At 72.8% G+C, this 15,113-nt stretch carries 18 protein-coding genes; 12 read left to right on the top strand and 6 right to left on the bottom strand.

Features of this window, described 5'->3' with window-relative positions:
- The 3 genes from KF837_43050 to KF837_43060 form a co-directional block, all read left to right on the top strand.
- Nucleotides 1–3,241: tetratricopeptide repeat protein (locus tag KF837_43050; GenBank protein ID MBX3234149.1), on the top strand; the 3,241-nt coding region annotated here is incomplete at its 5' end.
- An 18-nt stretch (nt 3,242–3,259) separates the two neighbouring features.
- Nucleotides 3,260–4,177: a matrixin family metalloprotease gene (locus KF837_43055; protein ID MBX3234150.1), complete on the top strand. Its 918-nt coding sequence runs from the start codon at nt 3,260–3,262 to the stop codon at nt 4,175–4,177.
- 50 nt (nt 4,178–4,227) lie between these two features.
- The gene (locus tag KF837_43060) at nt 4,228–4,797 is read left to right on the top strand and encodes a hypothetical protein (GenBank protein MBX3234151.1); all 570 of its coding nucleotides are present in this window, start codon (nt 4,228–4,230) and stop codon (nt 4,795–4,797) included.
- A gap of 3 nt (nt 4,798–4,800) precedes the next feature.
- On the opposite strand, the gene KF837_43065 is transcribed toward KF837_43060, so the two are convergent.
- Genes KF837_43065 through KF837_43075 form a run of 3 tightly spaced genes read right to left on the bottom strand, consistent with a single transcriptional unit; the run spans nt 4,801 to nt 6,082 of the window.
- Nucleotides 4,801–5,409 carry a hypothetical protein gene (locus tag KF837_43065; protein MBX3234152.1) on the bottom strand — a complete coding sequence of 203 codons (609 nt, stop codon included), beginning with the start codon at nt 5,407–5,409 and terminating at the stop codon, nt 4,801–4,803.
- Entirely contained in the window at nt 5,406–5,708 is a 303-nt protein-coding gene (locus KF837_43070) for a DUF2277 domain-containing protein (GenBank protein ID MBX3234153.1), read from the bottom strand. The genes KF837_43065 and KF837_43070 overlap by 4 nt, the downstream gene beginning before the upstream one ends.
- Nucleotides 5,709–5,758: 50 nt before the next feature.
- The gene (locus tag KF837_43075; protein ID MBX3234154.1) at nt 5,759–6,082 is read right to left on the bottom strand and encodes a hypothetical protein; all 324 of its coding nucleotides are present in this window, start codon (nt 6,080–6,082) and stop codon (nt 5,759–5,761) included.
- 73 nt (nt 6,083–6,155) lie between these two features.
- Here KF837_43075 and KF837_43080 point away from each other — a divergent pair, with 73 nt between their 5' ends.
- Nucleotides 6,156–6,434, top strand: coding sequence for a hypothetical protein (locus KF837_43080; protein ID MBX3234155.1), 279 nt, complete (start codon nt 6,156–6,158; stop codon nt 6,432–6,434).
- Nucleotides 6,435–6,546: 112 nt separating this feature from the next.
- Here KF837_43080 and KF837_43085 read toward each other — a convergent pair whose 3' ends face one another.
- On the bottom strand, nt 6,547–9,387 hold the full coding sequence (locus KF837_43085) for a PAS domain S-box protein (protein ID MBX3234156.1): 2,841 nt from the start codon (nt 9,385–9,387) through the stop codon (nt 6,547–6,549).
- 131 nt (nt 9,388–9,518) lie between these two features.
- Here KF837_43085 and KF837_43090 point away from each other — a divergent pair, with 131 nt between their 5' ends.
- From KF837_43090 to KF837_43105, 4 genes are all read left to right on the top strand, one after another.
- A complete protein-coding gene (locus tag KF837_43090) occupies nt 9,519–10,997 on the top strand; it encodes a hypothetical protein (protein ID MBX3234157.1) in 1,479 nt (492 codons plus the stop codon).
- A 44-nt stretch (nt 10,998–11,041) separates the two neighbouring features.
- Nucleotides 11,042–11,293 (top strand): hypothetical protein, encoded by a 252-nt coding sequence (locus KF837_43095; protein ID MBX3234158.1) that lies wholly within the window; start codon nt 11,042–11,044, stop codon nt 11,291–11,293.
- A 70-nt stretch (nt 11,294–11,363) separates the two neighbouring features.
- Complete coding sequence (locus KF837_43100; protein ID MBX3234159.1) at nt 11,364–11,651, top strand: hypothetical protein; 288 nt, start codon at nt 11,364–11,366, stop codon at nt 11,649–11,651.
- A gap of 28 nt (nt 11,652–11,679) precedes the next feature.
- Nucleotides 11,680–12,120, top strand: coding sequence for a hypothetical protein (locus tag KF837_43105; GenBank protein MBX3234160.1), 441 nt, complete (start codon nt 11,680–11,682; stop codon nt 12,118–12,120).
- A 1-nt stretch (nt 12,121) separates the two neighbouring features.
- Here KF837_43105 and KF837_43110 read toward each other — a convergent pair whose 3' ends face one another.
- Both KF837_43110 and KF837_43115 read right to left on the bottom strand, forming a co-directional pair.
- Complete coding sequence (locus KF837_43110) at nt 12,122–12,652, bottom strand: CBS domain-containing protein (GenBank protein ID MBX3234161.1); 531 nt, start codon at nt 12,650–12,652, stop codon at nt 12,122–12,124.
- A 30-nt stretch (nt 12,653–12,682) separates the two neighbouring features.
- Entirely contained in the window at nt 12,683–13,474 is a 792-nt protein-coding gene (locus KF837_43115; GenBank protein ID MBX3234162.1) for an alpha/beta hydrolase, read from the bottom strand.
- Nucleotides 13,475–13,483: 9 nt separating this feature from the next.
- Between KF837_43115 and KF837_43120 the strand changes: the two genes are divergently transcribed.
- The 4 genes from KF837_43120 (at nt 13,484) to KF837_43135 (ending at nt 15,042) form a co-directional block, all read left to right on the top strand.
- Entirely contained in the window at nt 13,484–13,918 is a 435-nt protein-coding gene (locus KF837_43120) for a hypothetical protein (GenBank protein ID MBX3234163.1), read from the top strand.
- 18 nt (nt 13,919–13,936) lie between these two features.
- A complete protein-coding gene (locus KF837_43125) occupies nt 13,937–14,326 on the top strand; it encodes a rhodanese-like domain-containing protein (GenBank protein MBX3234164.1) in 390 nt (129 codons plus the stop codon).
- 72 nt (nt 14,327–14,398) lie between these two features.
- Complete coding sequence (locus tag KF837_43130) at nt 14,399–14,614, top strand: hypothetical protein (GenBank protein ID MBX3234165.1); 216 nt, start codon at nt 14,399–14,401, stop codon at nt 14,612–14,614.
- Complete coding sequence (locus tag KF837_43135; GenBank protein MBX3234166.1) at nt 14,605–15,042, top strand: universal stress protein; 438 nt, start codon at nt 14,605–14,607, stop codon at nt 15,040–15,042. The genes KF837_43130 and KF837_43135 overlap by 10 nt, the downstream gene beginning before the upstream one ends.
- Nucleotides 15,043–15,113: the final 71 nt, after the last annotated feature.

A 15,113-nucleotide genomic window follows, 5' to 3' on the forward strand; every position in this document is an offset into this window, starting at 1 on the left:
GGCGGAGCACCTCCGCGGCGTGAGCGCGATCGCGGACCGCGCGGCCGAGGTCGTGACGCGGCTCCACGTCGTCGCGTCGCGGTGGGAGCTCGCCGCGAACGTGCTCGCGGAGCGGGCGGCGGCGGCCTCGGACCGCGCGACGAAGATCGCGCTCGGGCTCGAAGAGGCCGCGATCTGGCTCGGTCGCCTCCACGCGCCCGCGCGCGCGCTCGACGCGCTCGCGCGGCTCCCGAAGGACGCGGCCGACGACGCCGCCGTTCGCGCGGCCGCGCTCGAAGCGCTCGAGGCGCTCGGCGACGACGACCGGCTCCGCGCGCACCTCCACGACATGGCGGCGCGGACGACGGTCGCCGCGGCGAAGGCGCGCCTCTTGCTCCGCGCGGCGGAGCTCGAGGAGCAGCGCGGCGCGGACGAGGCGGCGGTGCGCGCGTACGAAGACGCGCGCGCGGCGCTGCCGGTGGAGCCCCTCGTCGACGAGCGGCTCCGGCGGATCGGCGCGCGCGCGCGCCTCGGCGACGCGTCGGCCGCGCTCGTGTCGCCGCGCGAAGCCGCGATGCGCGTGCTCGATCTGCCGGACGCGCCGCTCGGCTCCGCCGAGCCGCTCCTCGCCTCGGGGGCGCGTGACATCGCGACGCTCCGGCTCGCGGAGCGCATCGCGCGGCGCGCGGGCTCGGGCCCGCAGCTCGCGAACGCGCTCGTCCTCACCGCGGCGGGGCACCCGCACGGGCTCATCGCGATGCGCGCGTACGAGGGGCTCGCCGCGCTCGTCACGTGGACCTTGCCGCAGAGCGACGACGACGAGCCGTGGATGCGCCTCCTCGCGATGGGGAGCCACGACGTCGCGGTGCTCGACACGCTCGTGCGCCGCGCGCGCCATCGCGTCCGCGCGCACGATCCCGAAGCGCTCGAGGCCTGCGTCGTCGCGCTCACCCGGCGCGTCGAGTCGTCGAGCGACGAGACGGAGCGGCTCATGCTCCTCCTCGACCTCGCGCGCCTCCGGCGTCGCGCGGGCGCGACGCCAGAGGCAGGTGGGGACTGCAAGCGGGCGCTCTCGGTCGACGCATCGAGCCTGACCGCGGCGTGCCTGCTCGTCGAGATCGCGGCCGAGCTCGGGGACGACGAGGCCGCGATCGTCGCGTCGCGCGCGCTCGCCGCGATCGTGACGAAGCCGGAGACGAAGGCGGAGCTCTTGCGCGACGCGGGCGACCTCGCGACCGCGCGCGGCGAGCAGGAGCTCGCGGCGAAGCTCTTCGAGGACGCGCTCCTCGCCGATCCGGAGAACGTGCAGATCGCGGCGCGCCTCGCGGCGCACCAGCGCGCGCGGCAGGCCTTCGGCGATCTCGCGCGCGTCCTCCACCTCGCCCTCGATCGCGCCCGCTCCTCGGAGGCGATCGTGCCGATCGCCTCCGAGCTCGCCGACGTCGCGCGGAACGACCTCCGCGATCCCGTCCTCGCGATCGCCGCGCTGGAGCGCCTGCGCCTCGTCTCCCCCACCCACGTCCCGACGTTGTTCTTGCTCTCGGAGCTCTTCATCGGCCAGCGCGCCTGGGACAAGGCGCTCGTCGCGCTCGCGCAGGCGGTCGAGGCCTCTCACGAGAAGGGCAACAAATTGGTTGCGCTTTCGGGGCGGGCGAGCATCTTCCGCCGCGTCTTCAACCAGCCCAAGCAGGCCGAGGTCGAGCTCCGGCGCGCGCTCGCGCTCGACGAGTTCGACACGCGCACGATCCGGAACCTGCTCGACCTCGGGGAGGGGGTCGAGCCGGAGGAGCGCGCCACGCTCCTCGGCCGCTTCGTCTCCGGTGACATCCCTCCCCTCGACCGGATGCGCGCGCTGCTCGAGCTCGCCGACGCGCGGAGGCTGGTCGGCGACGACGAGGGCGCCGAAGGCGCCCTCGTCGAGGCGGCGTCGCACTCGCCGGAGCCGTGGATGTTCGAGCACGTGCGCACCGCCGTCGCCGGCGACAACGAGGCGTTCGCGCGCGTCCTCTCGAAGGCGGTCGCGCGCGCGCACGAGGCGTCGCGCGTGATCGATCCGTCGTGGCTCGTCGGGCTCGGCGTGGTGGAGCTGGACCTCGATCGCCTCGACGAGGCGATCGAGCGGTTCGAGGAGGCGCTGCGCGCCGATCCCGGGCGCGACGACGCGCGGGTGTACCTCGCCCGCGCGCTCTCGGCGCGCGGGCAGCCGGCGGCGGCGGCGATCGCGATCACGACGATCCTCGCCTCGCCGCAGCGGCGCGTCGCGGTGGAGCTCGACCTCGTCCGGGCGCTCGAGCAGACGCTCGCGAGCGCGGGGCGGCTCACCGAGCGCTGGTCGGCGCGCGAGCTCCGCGGGATCGCGGGGGACCTCAGCGGGGAGGAGCACGGCGAGCTCGAGGCGCACGTCGCGAGCGCGGCGCGCGCGGAGGCGGAGGGGCTGTCGGCGGCGTTCCTCCGCTCCTCGCTCGTGCCGAACGGGTTCGGGCGCCATCCGATCTGGGACGTCGCCGCGATCGCGGGCGGCTTCGCCGGCAAGATGGCGCGCGTCGGGCTCACCGAGCAGGGGTCCTCGACGCGCGAGCGGGTGAAGCCGCGGACGCCGCACCCGATCCGGGTGCTCTTCGACCGGATGCTCCGCGCCTTCGGCCTCGAGGAGGTGGAGCTCGCCGTCTCCGATCACCTCGTCGTCCCCGCGGTCGCGTGCGAGGACGTGCCGTGGGTCATCGCGCCCTCGAGCCTCTCGAACGCCTCGGAGGCGTGGGCGGTCGCCGCGCTCGCGCGGCCGCTCGCGCGCGTCGCGCTCGGCGTCCCGTGGCTCGGCGCGCTCGCCGCGAACGAGGTCGCCGCGATCCTCGTCGGCACCTCGCGCCTCGTCACGCCGAACGTCAGCGCTCGCCCGCCGGAGCGGATCGAGCCGTTCGTCGACGACTTCACGAAGCGCGCGGGGAAGGCGATCGACCGCAAGCGGCGGCGCGCGCTGGAGGAGCTCGAGCCGATGCTGTCGACCGCGCCTCCGTTCGACGACTACGTCTTCGCGGAGTCGGTCGTCACGGCCGAGACGCGCGCGGCGTTCCTGCTCTCGGGGTCGCTCCGCGCGAGCCTCGACGCGCTCGCGACGACCGATCCGCCGCTCGGCGAGGCGCTCCGCGCGACGTCGGCGGACGCGCTCGAGGTCGTCTTCGGCCGCAACACCGCGCGGGATCTCGCGACGTTCGCGCTCTCGAGCGACGCCGTGTCCTTGCGCCGCGGTCTCGCCCGCGTTTGATGTGATACGCTGAAGTCGATGCTTCGCTTCTTCGCCGCGGTCACCGCCGGTGCCGCGCTCGTCCTTGCATCTTCCGGCACGGCGCACGCGTATTGCCGCACGACGACGGTGGGCGTGGCGGCGAACTACAACCCTCAGAACAGCGGCTGCTTCACGGAGGGGCTCCTCCTCTTCTGGAAGAACGCCTGCGTCAGCTACAGCATCGCGGAGGAGGGGAGCCGCAACGTCTCGTCCGACGACGCGAAGCGCATCATCGACGCGGCGTTCGCGACGTGGCCCGACCAGACCTGCACCGGCGGCGGCAGCCCCGGCATCGCGGTCACGAACATCGGTAACGCGACTTGCACGACGATCGGCTATAACCCGGATTCCCCGAACCAGAACCTCATCGTCTTCCGCGACGACCGCTGGCCCTACAACGACGCGTTCAGCACGCTCGGCCTCACCACCGTGACGTTCAACGCGGAGACGGGAGAGATCTTCGACGCGGACCTCGAGCTGAACTCGTCGCAGCGGAACCTCTCGACGACGGACGCCGTCCCGGCGAACGGCTTCGACCTCGCGAGCGTCGTCACGCACGAGGCGGGGCACTTCTACGGCCTGGCGCACGCGACGGATCCGCGGTCGACGATGTTCGCGAGCTACAAGCCGGGCTCGACCGCGCTCCGCACGCTGCAGCAAGACGACGCCGACGGCCTCTGCGCGATCTACCCCGACACGAAGACGCGCATCGTCAGCCCGAGCGTGAGCCCGACCGAGGCGATCGCGGCCGACGCGTGCAACCCGCAGCCTCGGCACGGCTTCACCGCGCTCTGCGTCGAGCCAAAAGAGGAGGAGGGCTGCGCCGTCGCTCCGCGCGCGAGCGGCAACCTGTCCGCCGTCGCCGGCGTCCTCGGCGCGGGGCTCCTCGCCGCGCGCCGCAAGCGCCGGCGTTGAGCGTCTTCCTCATCTCGCCGGCGCGGCTCGACGGCGTCCGCGCGCGCGCGATCTTCGAGCCGTCCGGGCGGGGAGGGAAGATCGCAAAAGGAGTGAGGACGCGCGAGGGGCTCCCGATCGGGGAGGTCTTCCAGATGCTCTCCGGGCTCTACTTCCGCGGCAAGCTCGCGTACGCGCGGCGCTTCGCGCGGCCGCCGGAGGGCGCGCTCTGGATCGGGAGCGGCGCGCTCGTGATCACCGCGAACCGCGGGCTCGTCCCCGCCGAGACGCGCGTGACGATCGAGCACCTCGAGGCCTTCGCCGAGACGGACATCCATCACGCCGAGCGCCGCTTCCGCGCCCCGCTCGAGCGCGACGCGGCGCTGGTGCGCGACGCGATCGGCGGAGGCGATCGCGTCGTCTTGCTGGGGAGCGTGGCGAACGCGAAGTACACCGCGCCGCTGCTCGAGGTGTTCGGCGAGCGGCTCCTCTTCCCGCGCGACTTCGTCGGTCGCGGCGACATGAGCCGCGGCGGCCTCCTCCTCCGCGCGGTCGACGCCGGCGCCGAGCTCCCGTACGTCCCGGTGAAGGGCGCGACGCTGAAGGGCGCCCGCCCGCCGAAGCTCGCGCCGCGCCGCTAGGCGCTACTGGTCCGCCTGCTCGTGGCGCTGGTAGATGAGCTCCGCGCACTGGCGCCACTCCGGCTCGTCGCTCGCGTAGCACGCGTAGCCGTAGACCAGCGCCATCGCCGGGAGCGGGATGTCGTCGATGACCTCGAGGATCCCCTCCGGCGTCATCGGGATGCCGCCTTTGTCCATGAGGTCGCCGAGCGAGTCGCGCTTCACCGCGCGCGTCGTGTCGAGGAGCTTCGTCGGATCGATGCGGAGGCCCGTCACCGTTCCGAGGAGGCGGAGGCGCCCCTTCTCCCTGTCGTCGAGCTTGCCCGCGCGGAAGGCGACGGCGGCGCCGGCCGCGGTGAGCAGCGTGAAGACGAACGCGCCGGCGACGAGCTCGCCGGACAGGAGCGTGAGGAGCGGGAGCGCGAGGCCGAGGGCAGGGAGCCAGGTCCGCGCGTAGCCGAGGCCGACGCTGCGCCAGTCGGTCTTCACCTTCATCGGACCGAGCGGGTTCGTGACGCTCGCGCGGGCCGCCGAATTGGATGTAATATACAATGATTCGACGGGGAGCAGCGCCGCGACGAACTTCGTCGCGACGTAGTGGCCGTCGACCTCGTCGACGCGGCCGAAGATCATCCGGTCGCGAGCTCCTTGCCGCGGGCGCGGATGCGCGACTCGCGCGTTTGCCACCGCGCCTTGGCCTTCTCGCGCTCGCCCTCGCGCGTGCGCGGGCTGCCGCGCTCGGGGAGGCGCTCGAGGAGCCGCGTCGTCGCCGCGGTCACGGCGAGGACGGCGCGCTCGACCTCGCCCGCCTCGTCTTTCGCGAGCTTCGAGATGCCCGCCACCTTGCGGACGTATTGGAGCGCGGCCGCGCGGATCTCCTCGGGGGTCGTCGGCGGCTGGAAGTTACGGAGGACGCGGATGTTCCGGCACATGCTCGCCCCCTCGGGGTTACGAGCGCTCCGGCCCACAGTCAAATGCGATGTCAGCGCTTGCCGTGCGTGCGGGGCTTTCGGCGCGGGAGGTGAGGGCGCGCTGCGGTCGCGGTCGGATCGGGCTCGCGCGGCGCGGCGGCGGCGGGCTTGGCGCGCTCGGGCTCGGTCGGGGCCGGCATCACCGGCGGGGTCGGGCTCACCGCCACGTGGCTCGGGCGCGGGACGTCCTCTTCCGGCGCCGCGGCGGCCGGCTTCACCGCGCCGATGCCGATCCGGAAGACGACGGCGATCGCGATGACGGCGCCGATGAAGACGAGCGGCGTGTTGGCGACGGCGGCGCCGAGCCGATGCTTCAGACGGGAGGAGATCCGCACGGCGAGGTCAGACGGTCGTGCTCCCGGAAAAGTTCCCACGATCGTCAGGGAGACGTCTAAAGTCCCCCGCGAGATGAAGCGAAAGCCGAAGCTGACGAAGCGGGAGCGGAAGGCGTTGCAGCCGTCGCGGCCGCAGCCTCGAGGCCACGATCACCAGCACATTCATTGCATTGCGTGTGGCCGCCACATCGAGCCGCAGGAGTTCGAGGCGCCCGCGACGGCGACCGCGCTCACGTGCGACCACGGCTCGAACTTCCCGGCTTGCGTCCGCTGCGTGCCCAAGGCCCAGCAGCTCATCGCCGAGCACGACCGCACGAACACCCCCGTCAAGACGGCCCCCGCCTTTCACTGAGTCTCCCTTGTTCGAGAGGGGCCAGCCCCTCTCGAGCTCTCCCCGCCGGGGCCTCTCCGCGCGCGGAGCGCGCTGCGCCGCCCCGGGCCCCCGAGAGGGCGACCGGGGGGGGTTATGCTCTGACGCCGCCCGGGGTGACGATGTGTGCTCGCGTGAGCAGCGGGCCGATCGTGCGTACGAGCTCCTCGACCGTCATCGGCTTGGGGAGGACGTGGCGGATGCCGAGCCGCTCGGCCGCGAGCCAGTCCTCGTTCCGGACGAAGCCGGTGACCATCACGATCGGCAGGTCGTCGCGGATCTCCAGCACGGCGTCCGCGAGGTCGGCCCCCGAGAGGCCCGGCATCGAGATGTCCGTGATCAGGACGTCGAAGTCGTCGGGACGCGCCCGGAACTCCCGCAGCGCGAGGACCGGATCGGTGTGGCCCGTCACGGTGTGCCCGAGCCTCTCGAGCGCGCGCTTCGCGAGGTAGACGAGGGCGTCCTCGTCGTCGACGTAGAGGACGCGCGCGGCCCCGGGCGACGGCGCGGCTGGCGCGACGACGGGAGCGGGCGCGGCGGCGGGGAAGAAGAGCGTGAACGTCGTCCCGACGTCGGGCGTGCTCTCGAGCGCGATCGCGCCGTCGTGCGCCTTCACGATGCCGTGGACGGTCGAGAGGCCGAGGCCAGTCCCTTCGCCGTGCGGCTTCGTCGTGAAGAACGGATCGAAGACGCGCCTCGTCGTGGGCTCATCCATCCCGCAGCCGTCGTCGCGGACGCTCAACGAGACGTAGTCTCCGGGGCGCAGATCGGGCGACGGCATGGACGCGTCCGCCTCGAAGCGGCGCCGGCCGAGCTGGACCTCGATCGCGCCGCTTCGGCCCTGCATCGCGTGCGCGGCGTTCGTCGCGAGGTTCATCACCACCTGATGGATCTGGACCGCGTCGGCGACGACGTGAGGCGCCGGCTCGTAGCGGCGCCTCAGCTCGACGCCGGCGGGGAGCGTCACGCGCACGAGCTCGAGGGCCTCGTCGACCACCGCGCGGAGGTCGAGCACGTCTCGATCCGGCGCCTGCTCGCGGCTGAACGTCAGGATCCGGCGCACGAGCTCCGTCGCCTGGCGCGTCGCCCGCTGGAGCGCGTGGAGGCTCTCGCGGCACGCGGTCGGGTCCTCGACGTCGAGGAGCGCGAGCTCCGCGTTGGCGTTCACGACGGCGAGCACGTTCTTGAAGTCGTGCGCGATGCCGGCCGCGAGCGTGCCGAGGGACTGGAGGCGCTGGCCCTGCTGCAGCTGGCCCTCGAGGCGCCGTCGCTCCTCCTCGGCCGCGCGGCGCGCGGTGACGTCGTGGACCGTGCCGACGAGGTGCGTCGCGCGGCCTTGCGCGTCGACGACGGGCGACACCGACACCTCGCCGTGCTTCACGCCGGACGGGTAGCGGGTGATCTCGTCCCAGGTCACGCCGCGCCCGGTGCGGATCGCCTCCTCGTATTTCTCGCGGACGAAGGACAGCGACGGCTCCGGGATCACCTCGTCGATCGTCTCGCCGATCACGTCGCGCTCGCTCAGCCCGGTCATCGCGAGGAACGCGGGGTTCACCGACAAGAACCGGAAGCGCCGCTCCTCTTCGACGCCGAGGTAGAAGATGGCGTCCTCGACGAGGCTGTAGATCTGCGCGCGGAGGGCCTCGCCGGCGTGGACGGCCTCCTCCATCCGGCGGTGCTCGGTCAGCTCGATGTCCATGCAGACGTAGCAGCGCTCGGTCTTCGTGAACGGGATCTCGAAGACGGTCGACAGCAGGTACCCCGTCGTCCCGTCCACGCGGCGGTAGCGGAACTCTCGCGGCTCGACCTTCTCGCCCCGCGCCGCCGCGCGCCGGCACTCGGCGAAGACCGACTCTTCCGCCGGGGTGAAGAACCCGAGCTCGACGAGCGTCTTGCCGATCGCCGCGCCGGGCGCCCATCCGAAGAGGCGATCCGACGCGCGGTTGCAGAAGAGGATGCGCCCTTCGGCGTCGTACCACTGGATCGCCACGTCGGGCGTGTGCTCGACGACGCTGCGCAGGCGCGCCTCGCTCTGCCGGAGGTCGACCTCCGTCTGGGCGCGGTCGAGGTGGGCGGAGACGATCCCGGCGACGGAGGTGAGGAGGTCGCGCTCCTCTTCGAGGAACGGGTGCTCGTCGTGGTAAGCGATCTCGATCGTCCCCCTGCTCGAGCCCGTGACGAGCGGCGCCTCCAGCGTCCACGGCGTCTCGGCGAAGCCGGCGCTCGCCAGCGTCGTCCCCAGCCAGCGGACGCGCGCCGCGCAGGTGTCCGGTCGCGTCCACGCCTGCGGGAGCAGCTCGACGACGGCGCGGAGCGTCTCGACGTCCACCTCGCGCGCGTCTTGCAACAACCGCGAGCAGCGGTGGAGGAGGGTGAGCTCCTTCACGCGCTCGTCGAGGACGCGGACGAGCCGGCGCCGCTCGTCCTCCGATCGCTCGCGCAGGATCGCGATCGCGGCGAGGTGCGTCGCCGCGTCGACCCACTCCATCTCGATCTCCGTCGGACGCCGCGGCTCGCGGTAGTAGATGGCGAACGTGCCGAGCACCTTGCGCTCCGGCGAGAAGATCGGCGTCGACCAGCAGGCGCGCAGCCCGAACGGGAGCGCGAGCGCGCGGTAGCGCTCCCAGTTCGGGTGGACGGCGATGTCGTCCACGATCACGCGCGCGCCGAGGTACGCCGCCGCGCCGCACGAGCCCTCCCCCGGCCCGATCGGGAGCCCGTCGAGCCGCGCCGAGTACGCCGGCGGCAGGCTCGGCGACGCCGCGTGGCGCACGCAGCCATGCTCGCCGTCGAGGAGCAGGACGGAGCAGACCAGATCGTCCCCCTGTCGCTCGATGAGACGCACGATCTGCTCGAGGACGTCACCGGCCGGCGCGTCGTACGCGATCCGCTCGAGGATCTCGCGCTGCCCCCGCTCGAAGCCGGCCCCCTGCATCGTCCATCCATACCACGAAGCGGTCGTGCGGTTCTGTCGAACATGCCGGTAATCCCAAATGGGAAATTCAAAAAGCGATTATCTTTATGCGATTAGTGGGGCCCGCCGGTTTGGGGTAGCCTCGCGAGACCTTGACCCGATCGACCTTGCGTATCGCGTTCTTGCCGCTCGTCCTCTTCGGCGCCGTCGAGGCGTGCTCGGCCGACGACGACGCGCCCCCGCCGCTCGGAGCGAGCCCCGAGGGAGGCGCGCCGGACGGCTCGTCCACCCCCGCCGGCGACGGCGGCGACGCTCCGGACGCGCGCGACGCCCAGCCGGCGGAGCCGACGAGCATCCTCTCTTTCGCGGAGGCGAACGCGATCCGCGCGCTCTCGGCCGGCGTCGTCGAGGACGACGTCGTGGTCGCCGGCGCCGACAACTTCGAGGACGACGCCGGCAACCGGAACGCGGTCGCCTTCCGCTCCGACCTCGCCGGACGCGTCCGCTGGGCGAAGCGCGTCGGGGGCGACTTCAACGATCAGCTCCTCACCCACGTCGTCGTCGGCGCCACCATGCACGGCTTCGGCATCACGCGGACGGTCTTCACCGGAGCGGCGCGCAACACCGACGTCCTCTGGGCGTCGGTCGACGTCGCGACGGGCGCGGTGAACGCGCTCCGCCACTTCGGGACGACCGCGAACGAGGACGCGCTCGGCTCGGTCGCGGTCGCCGACGGCGTGGTCGTCGTCGGCGTCAGCGGGACCGACGCGTACGTCGCGAAGGTCGCGGACGGCGCCGTCGTCTGGGCGCGGACGTGGTCGACGCCCGGCACCGACTCGTTCCGCTGGGTCGGCGTCGCCGGTGACGAGCTCGTCGCCGTCGGCTTCTCGACCCTCGTCGCCGAGGGAGGGAAGACGGAGCCGATCGTCGCGGTGTTCGATCGGAACGGCGGCCACGTTCGGTCGCGCCGTATCACCGGCGCGGCGCAAGACGTCTCCGTCTTCTCCGCGCGCGTCGTCGGCGGCGACGTCGTCCTGGCCGGCCAGACGCGCCCCGCCGCCGGAGCGCCCACCGTGCCGTTCGCGGCGCGCGTGCCGTTCGGCGACGGCCCGCTCGCGTGGGCGCGCACGTACACGACGCCGGAGACGACCGGGAACGCGACCTTCCGCGCGACCGCGCTCGCCGGCGCCGACGACGCCTTCGACCTGCCCGAGACGCTCGCCGTCGGCGGGAGCGCGGGCGGCCGCGCCTTCCTCGCCCGCCTCGCGACGAGCGACGGACAGCCGCTCGCCCGTGTCCTCCTGCGCGCTCCGGCGGAGGCGACGATCGCGCTCGATCGCGAGGTCCTCTGGGAGCGCAAGGACCGCGGCTTCGGCACGTTCTTCCAGATGACGCCGAAGGGAAGCGAGGTCTCCGCGTCCGGCCTCGCGCTCACGAACCGCCTCTTCGGCCTCGCGCCGGCGTGCACGTGGGCGTCCGAGCCCGCGCTCACGCTCGCCGAGCCGCCGGGCCTCGCCGCGGCCGACCTCGCGCCGGCCGTCGTGCCCGCGACCTTCACCGTCGCCGCGACCGGCCCCGCCCTCGTCACGACCGATCTCGCCCTCACGCAGGACGTCGGCTGCGCTCCCTGAGCTGGAACGCACATTGCTCGTCATCGAGGGCAAGGAGCCCCGAGATGGCGAAACCGAAGAGCAAGCGCCCGCCCCCGCCGCGCGACATCGACAGCGGCGACGCGTTCATTCCCGACGTCGCGCGTTCGCACACGCGCCTCATCGACGACGACGCCGAGTCGTTCGCGGAGGAGTTCATCGCCGAGGCGACCTCGGCCGAGCACGTCGCCGAGGACGCGCGCGACGATCGCGCGGACGAGGAGCTCGACGGTCTCTACGTCCTCGACTTCGACGATCTCGACGAGCCCGGCGCGTGACGCAAGCTTTGCGCGCGCACGCCCCGATTGCGTTGGTCGCGCTCTTGCTGAGCCAAAGAAGGAGGTCCTCATGAACGCGCCCAAGCGGATCGAACCGTCGCTCTCCGTCCGTCGTGCCAGCGGCACGCGGCCCGTGTCCGTCGTCCACCGGCACGCCGGCGTCGTGCGGACGCTCCTCGAAGAGGTCGACCGCACCGCGCCGAGCGATCTCCCGGACGCGGTCGACGTCCAGCTCGCGGAGGAGCTGGGACGCCTGGGCTGCCGCTGCGTCGAGCTCGCCGCCGCCCTCGCGAAGCTCGCCGAAGAGCAACGCCGCGCGCGCGACGAGGCGCCTCTCGCGCCTGCACGTTGTGCGTGAGGGCGCCGACCTTGCAGGAGCGACGCTCATGAGCCCAGCCATGATCCCGATCACGTACGACGCGCTCGTCGAGCTCACCGTCGGCCGCGGCGTCCCGAGCCGCGCGGCGGCGGAGCTCGCCGTCCGAACGACGCTCGCGATGCTCGGCCAGCTGCTCACCGACGACGAGGCCGCGTTCCTCGCGCGTCGCCTCGCGCCGGAGCTCGCGCGGCTCCTCGAGCGGAGCGAGGCCGACGTCGACGTCGACGAGCGCGCGCAGGTGGTCCTCCGGGTGCTCGGCGAGAGCGTCGACGAGGACGCGCGGCGCCTTCTCGTTCGTGTCTTGCCCGCCGAGCTCGCGCGCCATCTCGAGCCGGTCGTCTATGGAGAGCCCGAGCCGCATCGTCCACCTTCGGGGCACACGCTCGCGGACGGCCGGCCCGGAAGCCGCCGTCCGCTCTCCGAGGCCGGAGCGCGTCGGGACACGTGACTCAGACCTGCGCGTGCGCGGTCGCGGCGAGGGTGTGGGCGACGGAGGACTCCGAGAGCGGATCGCGCCCCGGCGATTGGGCGAGGTGCGCGCGCCGCGCGATGTCCGAGAGCGAGAGGAGGCCCACGAGCCGTCCGTCGGCTCCGACGACGGGGAGGCGACCGACGGCGTGACAGCGCATGCGCCGCTCCGCGTCGGCGAGCGGCTCGCGCACGTCGGCGGTGAAGAGGCGCTTCGACATCGCGGACGAGACGCGGAGGTCGAAGAGCGCGCGGCCCTGCGTGTACGCCGCCATGCAGACGTCGCGATCGGTCAGCATCGCGACGGGCTCGTCCCAGTGGTCGACGACCGCGACCGAGCCGCAGGCGTGCTCCCACATCAGCTGAGCCGCGCGCTCGAGCGAGTCTTCGGGACGACAGACCTGAGGCGCGGGACACATGACGTCGCGCACCAGGACGATCGGCGCGGTCGTGCTCTCGACCGCCTGGAGGAGGGTGGCGAAGAGCTGGTCGCCGGGTCGGATGTCGTTCATGCCCCGCCGCGTGCAATCCCGGGGCCCGACCTACGAACGCGCGTGCTCCGCGATCGCGTCGACGAGCGCAGGATCGCGCGCGAAGAGATCGCCGTGGCGGCCGCCGTGCACGCGCCGCAGGACCGCGCCACGGATGCGGTGCGCGAGCTCTTCGCCCATCCAGAAAGGGACGATCTCGTCGGCGTCGCCGTGGACGACGAGCGTGGGGACGTCGATCGCCGGCGCCTTCGCGAGCGTGTCGAAGCGGTCTTCGACGAACAGCGACGCCGGCACGAACGGCGCCGCGTCTTCGATCACGGCCGGGATCGACGTGTACGGCGTGACGAGCACGAGCTTCGCTCCGCGGCCGCGACGCGCCATCTCCGCCGCGACGCCGGTGCCGAGCGACGCGCCGGAGAGGACGATACGGTCGCGTCCGATCCCGCGCGCCGCCAGCATGTCGAGCACGGCCTCGGCGTCGGCGTAGACGCCGTTCTCGGTCGGCGTCCCGCGCGAGCGGCCGTAGCCGCGGTATTCGACGAGGACGACGCCGAGGTTGCCCGCGTGGAGACGGCGCGCGAGGTCGGCGAGGCCCTCCGCCGTCTCGCGGTTCGTGTGGAAGTGCACGACGACGCGCGCGCCGAGGTCGGCCGCGAGCTCCAGCGCGCGGACCTCGACGCCGTCGTACGCGACGAGCTGATGCTCGACGAACCCGCGCGGACGCGGCAGCGGACGCAGGTCTTGCGCCGGGAAGAGGAACCTGCGCGTCGCGATCTTTCCGCCGGCGGCCACAGCCGTCGCGAGGGCGACCAGGAGCGCGCAACGACGGAGGCGTCCGAGCATGGTCGCAACATGAATCCTGGACGACGTCTTGCAAAGGCCGAAGGCATGTACGCGGTGCTCGCCGTCGCGGTCGACCTCATCCACGCCCTCGCGATGGTGCTGTGGATCGTGGGGTTGCCGCTCCTGTTCGTGCGCCGCTATCCGCGGCTCCGCCTCGGCTATGCGGTCTACGCGATCGCGTTCATCGTCCTGAATCGGCTCTCGATGGCGGTCCTCGACGAGTGCTTCCTCACCGCGCTCGTGCGTCCGCTCTGGGCGCGCGCGGGGGCGGTGGGCGCCGACGAGTGGTTCACCGTCCGAGCGGCCTACGTCGTGTTCGGCATGGCGCCCTCGCACCGCGCGGTGGCGCTCGCCGGCGAGGCGCTCATCTTCCTCACCGCGGCCGGCGTGCTCCTGACGGCGCACCGCGCGACCAAACGAGGACCGGCGCTCGCGAGCGCCTGATCGCGAAAGGGAGGCTCGATGAACGTGCATCATGAACGAAATGGTCGCGACCGCGTCCGTACGGTCGATCCGGAGCTCCTCCACCATCAGGTCCGGAGCGGGCGGTCGATCGTCGTCGTCGACGTCCGCCCGACCGCTGCTTATCGCGGCTCGCGAGGCCGCATCCCGGGCGCGATCTCGTTGCCGATCGCGCAGCTCGTGGCGCGCCGCGCGGAGCTCGAGCAGCATCGTCATCGGCCGATCGTCGTCGTCGCCGACGACGAAGCAGGCTCGCGCCTCGGCGCTCTCGAGCTCGAGGTCGCCGGCTTCACCGAGGTGTCGGCGCTCGAGGGCGGCATGCAGCGGTGGCTCGAGCTCCGGCTGCCGATCGTCGTTCCGACGCCGCCGCCTCCGCCGCTGCCGCACTGAGCGGCCGTTGGCTCTTCCCTTGCTTGGCTCGTCGCGCCGGGCGCGTCGCCATGGTGGAGAGAGGAGATTTCGATGAGCTCGTTGCCGTTGCCGACCAGCGTATCCGGGGTGCGCAGCCAGATCGCGTTCGTGCGGACGCTGCTCGACGAGGTCGAGCGCGCGACGAAGAGCAGCACGACCGAGCCGCTGAGCGAGCAGGTCGTCGAAGAGCTGGCGCGGCTCGGCTGTCGCTGCCTCGAGCTCGCGGCGATGCTCACCACCACGACGGAGATGCCGCGATGCGCCTGAGCCACATCCTCGTGCCGATCGACTTCGGACCCGCGTCCGATCGTGCCTGCGCGCTCGCCGCCGAGATCGCGCCGAAGCTCGAGTCGAAGATCACGCTGCTCCACGTCTGGTCGATGCCGCTCCCCGCGTATGCGGAGGGGATCGTCTTTCCGTTCGACGCGATGGAGGCCGCGGCGAGGTCGAAGCTCGAACAGGCGCGCGCGCGCGTGAAGGAAAGGCTTCCGAACGTCGAGATCGCCCTCTCGATGGGCGTCGCGTGGGACCGCATCGTCGAGACAGCGAAGGAGCACGACGTCGACATGATCGTGATGGGCACGCACGGACGGCACGGCGCGCCGCGGTGGCTCCTGGGGAGCGTCGCCGAGAAGGTGGTCCGCCTCTCGCCGGTGCCAGTCCTGACCGTCCACGCCGACCGCGACCGCGCATGAGGAGGTCCGCCGCATGTTGCTCGGCGTCCGCGACCGCGCGGAGCGCGCCGCTCGCGCTGCGCGGCATCGCG

Origin of the sequence: Labilithrix sp. (genome assembly GCA_019637155.1) — a bacterium.
Taxonomy (GTDB): domain Bacteria; phylum Myxococcota_A; class Polyangia; order Polyangiales; family Polyangiaceae; genus Labilithrix.

Coding starts and splice junctions, on each gene's coding strand:
- KF837_43055 (MBX3234150.1), top strand. CDS start 3,260: ATGCTTCGCTTCTTCGCCGCGGTCACCGCCGGTGCCGCGCTCGTCCTT.
- KF837_43065 (MBX3234152.1), bottom strand. CDS start 5,409: ATGATCTTCGGCCGCGTCGACGAGGTCGACGGCCACTACGTCGCGACG.
- KF837_43070 (MBX3234153.1), bottom strand. CDS start 5,708: ATGTGCCGGAACATCCGCGTCCTCCGTAACTTCCAGCCGCCGACGACC.
- KF837_43080 (MBX3234155.1), top strand. CDS start 6,156: ATGAAGCGAAAGCCGAAGCTGACGAAGCGGGAGCGGAAGGCGTTGCAG.
- KF837_43085 (MBX3234156.1), bottom strand. CDS start 9,387: ATGCAGGGGGCCGGCTTCGAGCGGGGGCAGCGCGAGATCCTCGAGCGG.
- KF837_43095 (MBX3234158.1), top strand. CDS start 11,042: ATGGCGAAACCGAAGAGCAAGCGCCCGCCCCCGCCGCGCGACATCGAC.
- KF837_43100 (MBX3234159.1), top strand. CDS start 11,364: ATGAACGCGCCCAAGCGGATCGAACCGTCGCTCTCCGTCCGTCGTGCC.
- KF837_43105 (MBX3234160.1), top strand. CDS start 11,680: ATGAGCCCAGCCATGATCCCGATCACGTACGACGCGCTCGTCGAGCTC.
- KF837_43110 (MBX3234161.1), bottom strand. CDS start 12,652: ATGAACGACATCCGACCCGGCGACCAGCTCTTCGCCACCCTCCTCCAG.
- KF837_43115 (MBX3234162.1), bottom strand. CDS start 13,474: ATGCTCGGACGCCTCCGTCGTTGCGCGCTCCTGGTCGCCCTCGCGACG.
- KF837_43120 (MBX3234163.1), top strand. CDS start 13,484: ATGAATCCTGGACGACGTCTTGCAAAGGCCGAAGGCATGTACGCGGTG.
- KF837_43125 (MBX3234164.1), top strand. CDS start 13,937: ATGAACGTGCATCATGAACGAAATGGTCGCGACCGCGTCCGTACGGTC.
- KF837_43130 (MBX3234165.1), top strand. CDS start 14,399: ATGAGCTCGTTGCCGTTGCCGACCAGCGTATCCGGGGTGCGCAGCCAG.
- KF837_43135 (MBX3234166.1), top strand. CDS start 14,605: ATGCGCCTGAGCCACATCCTCGTGCCGATCGACTTCGGACCCGCGTCC.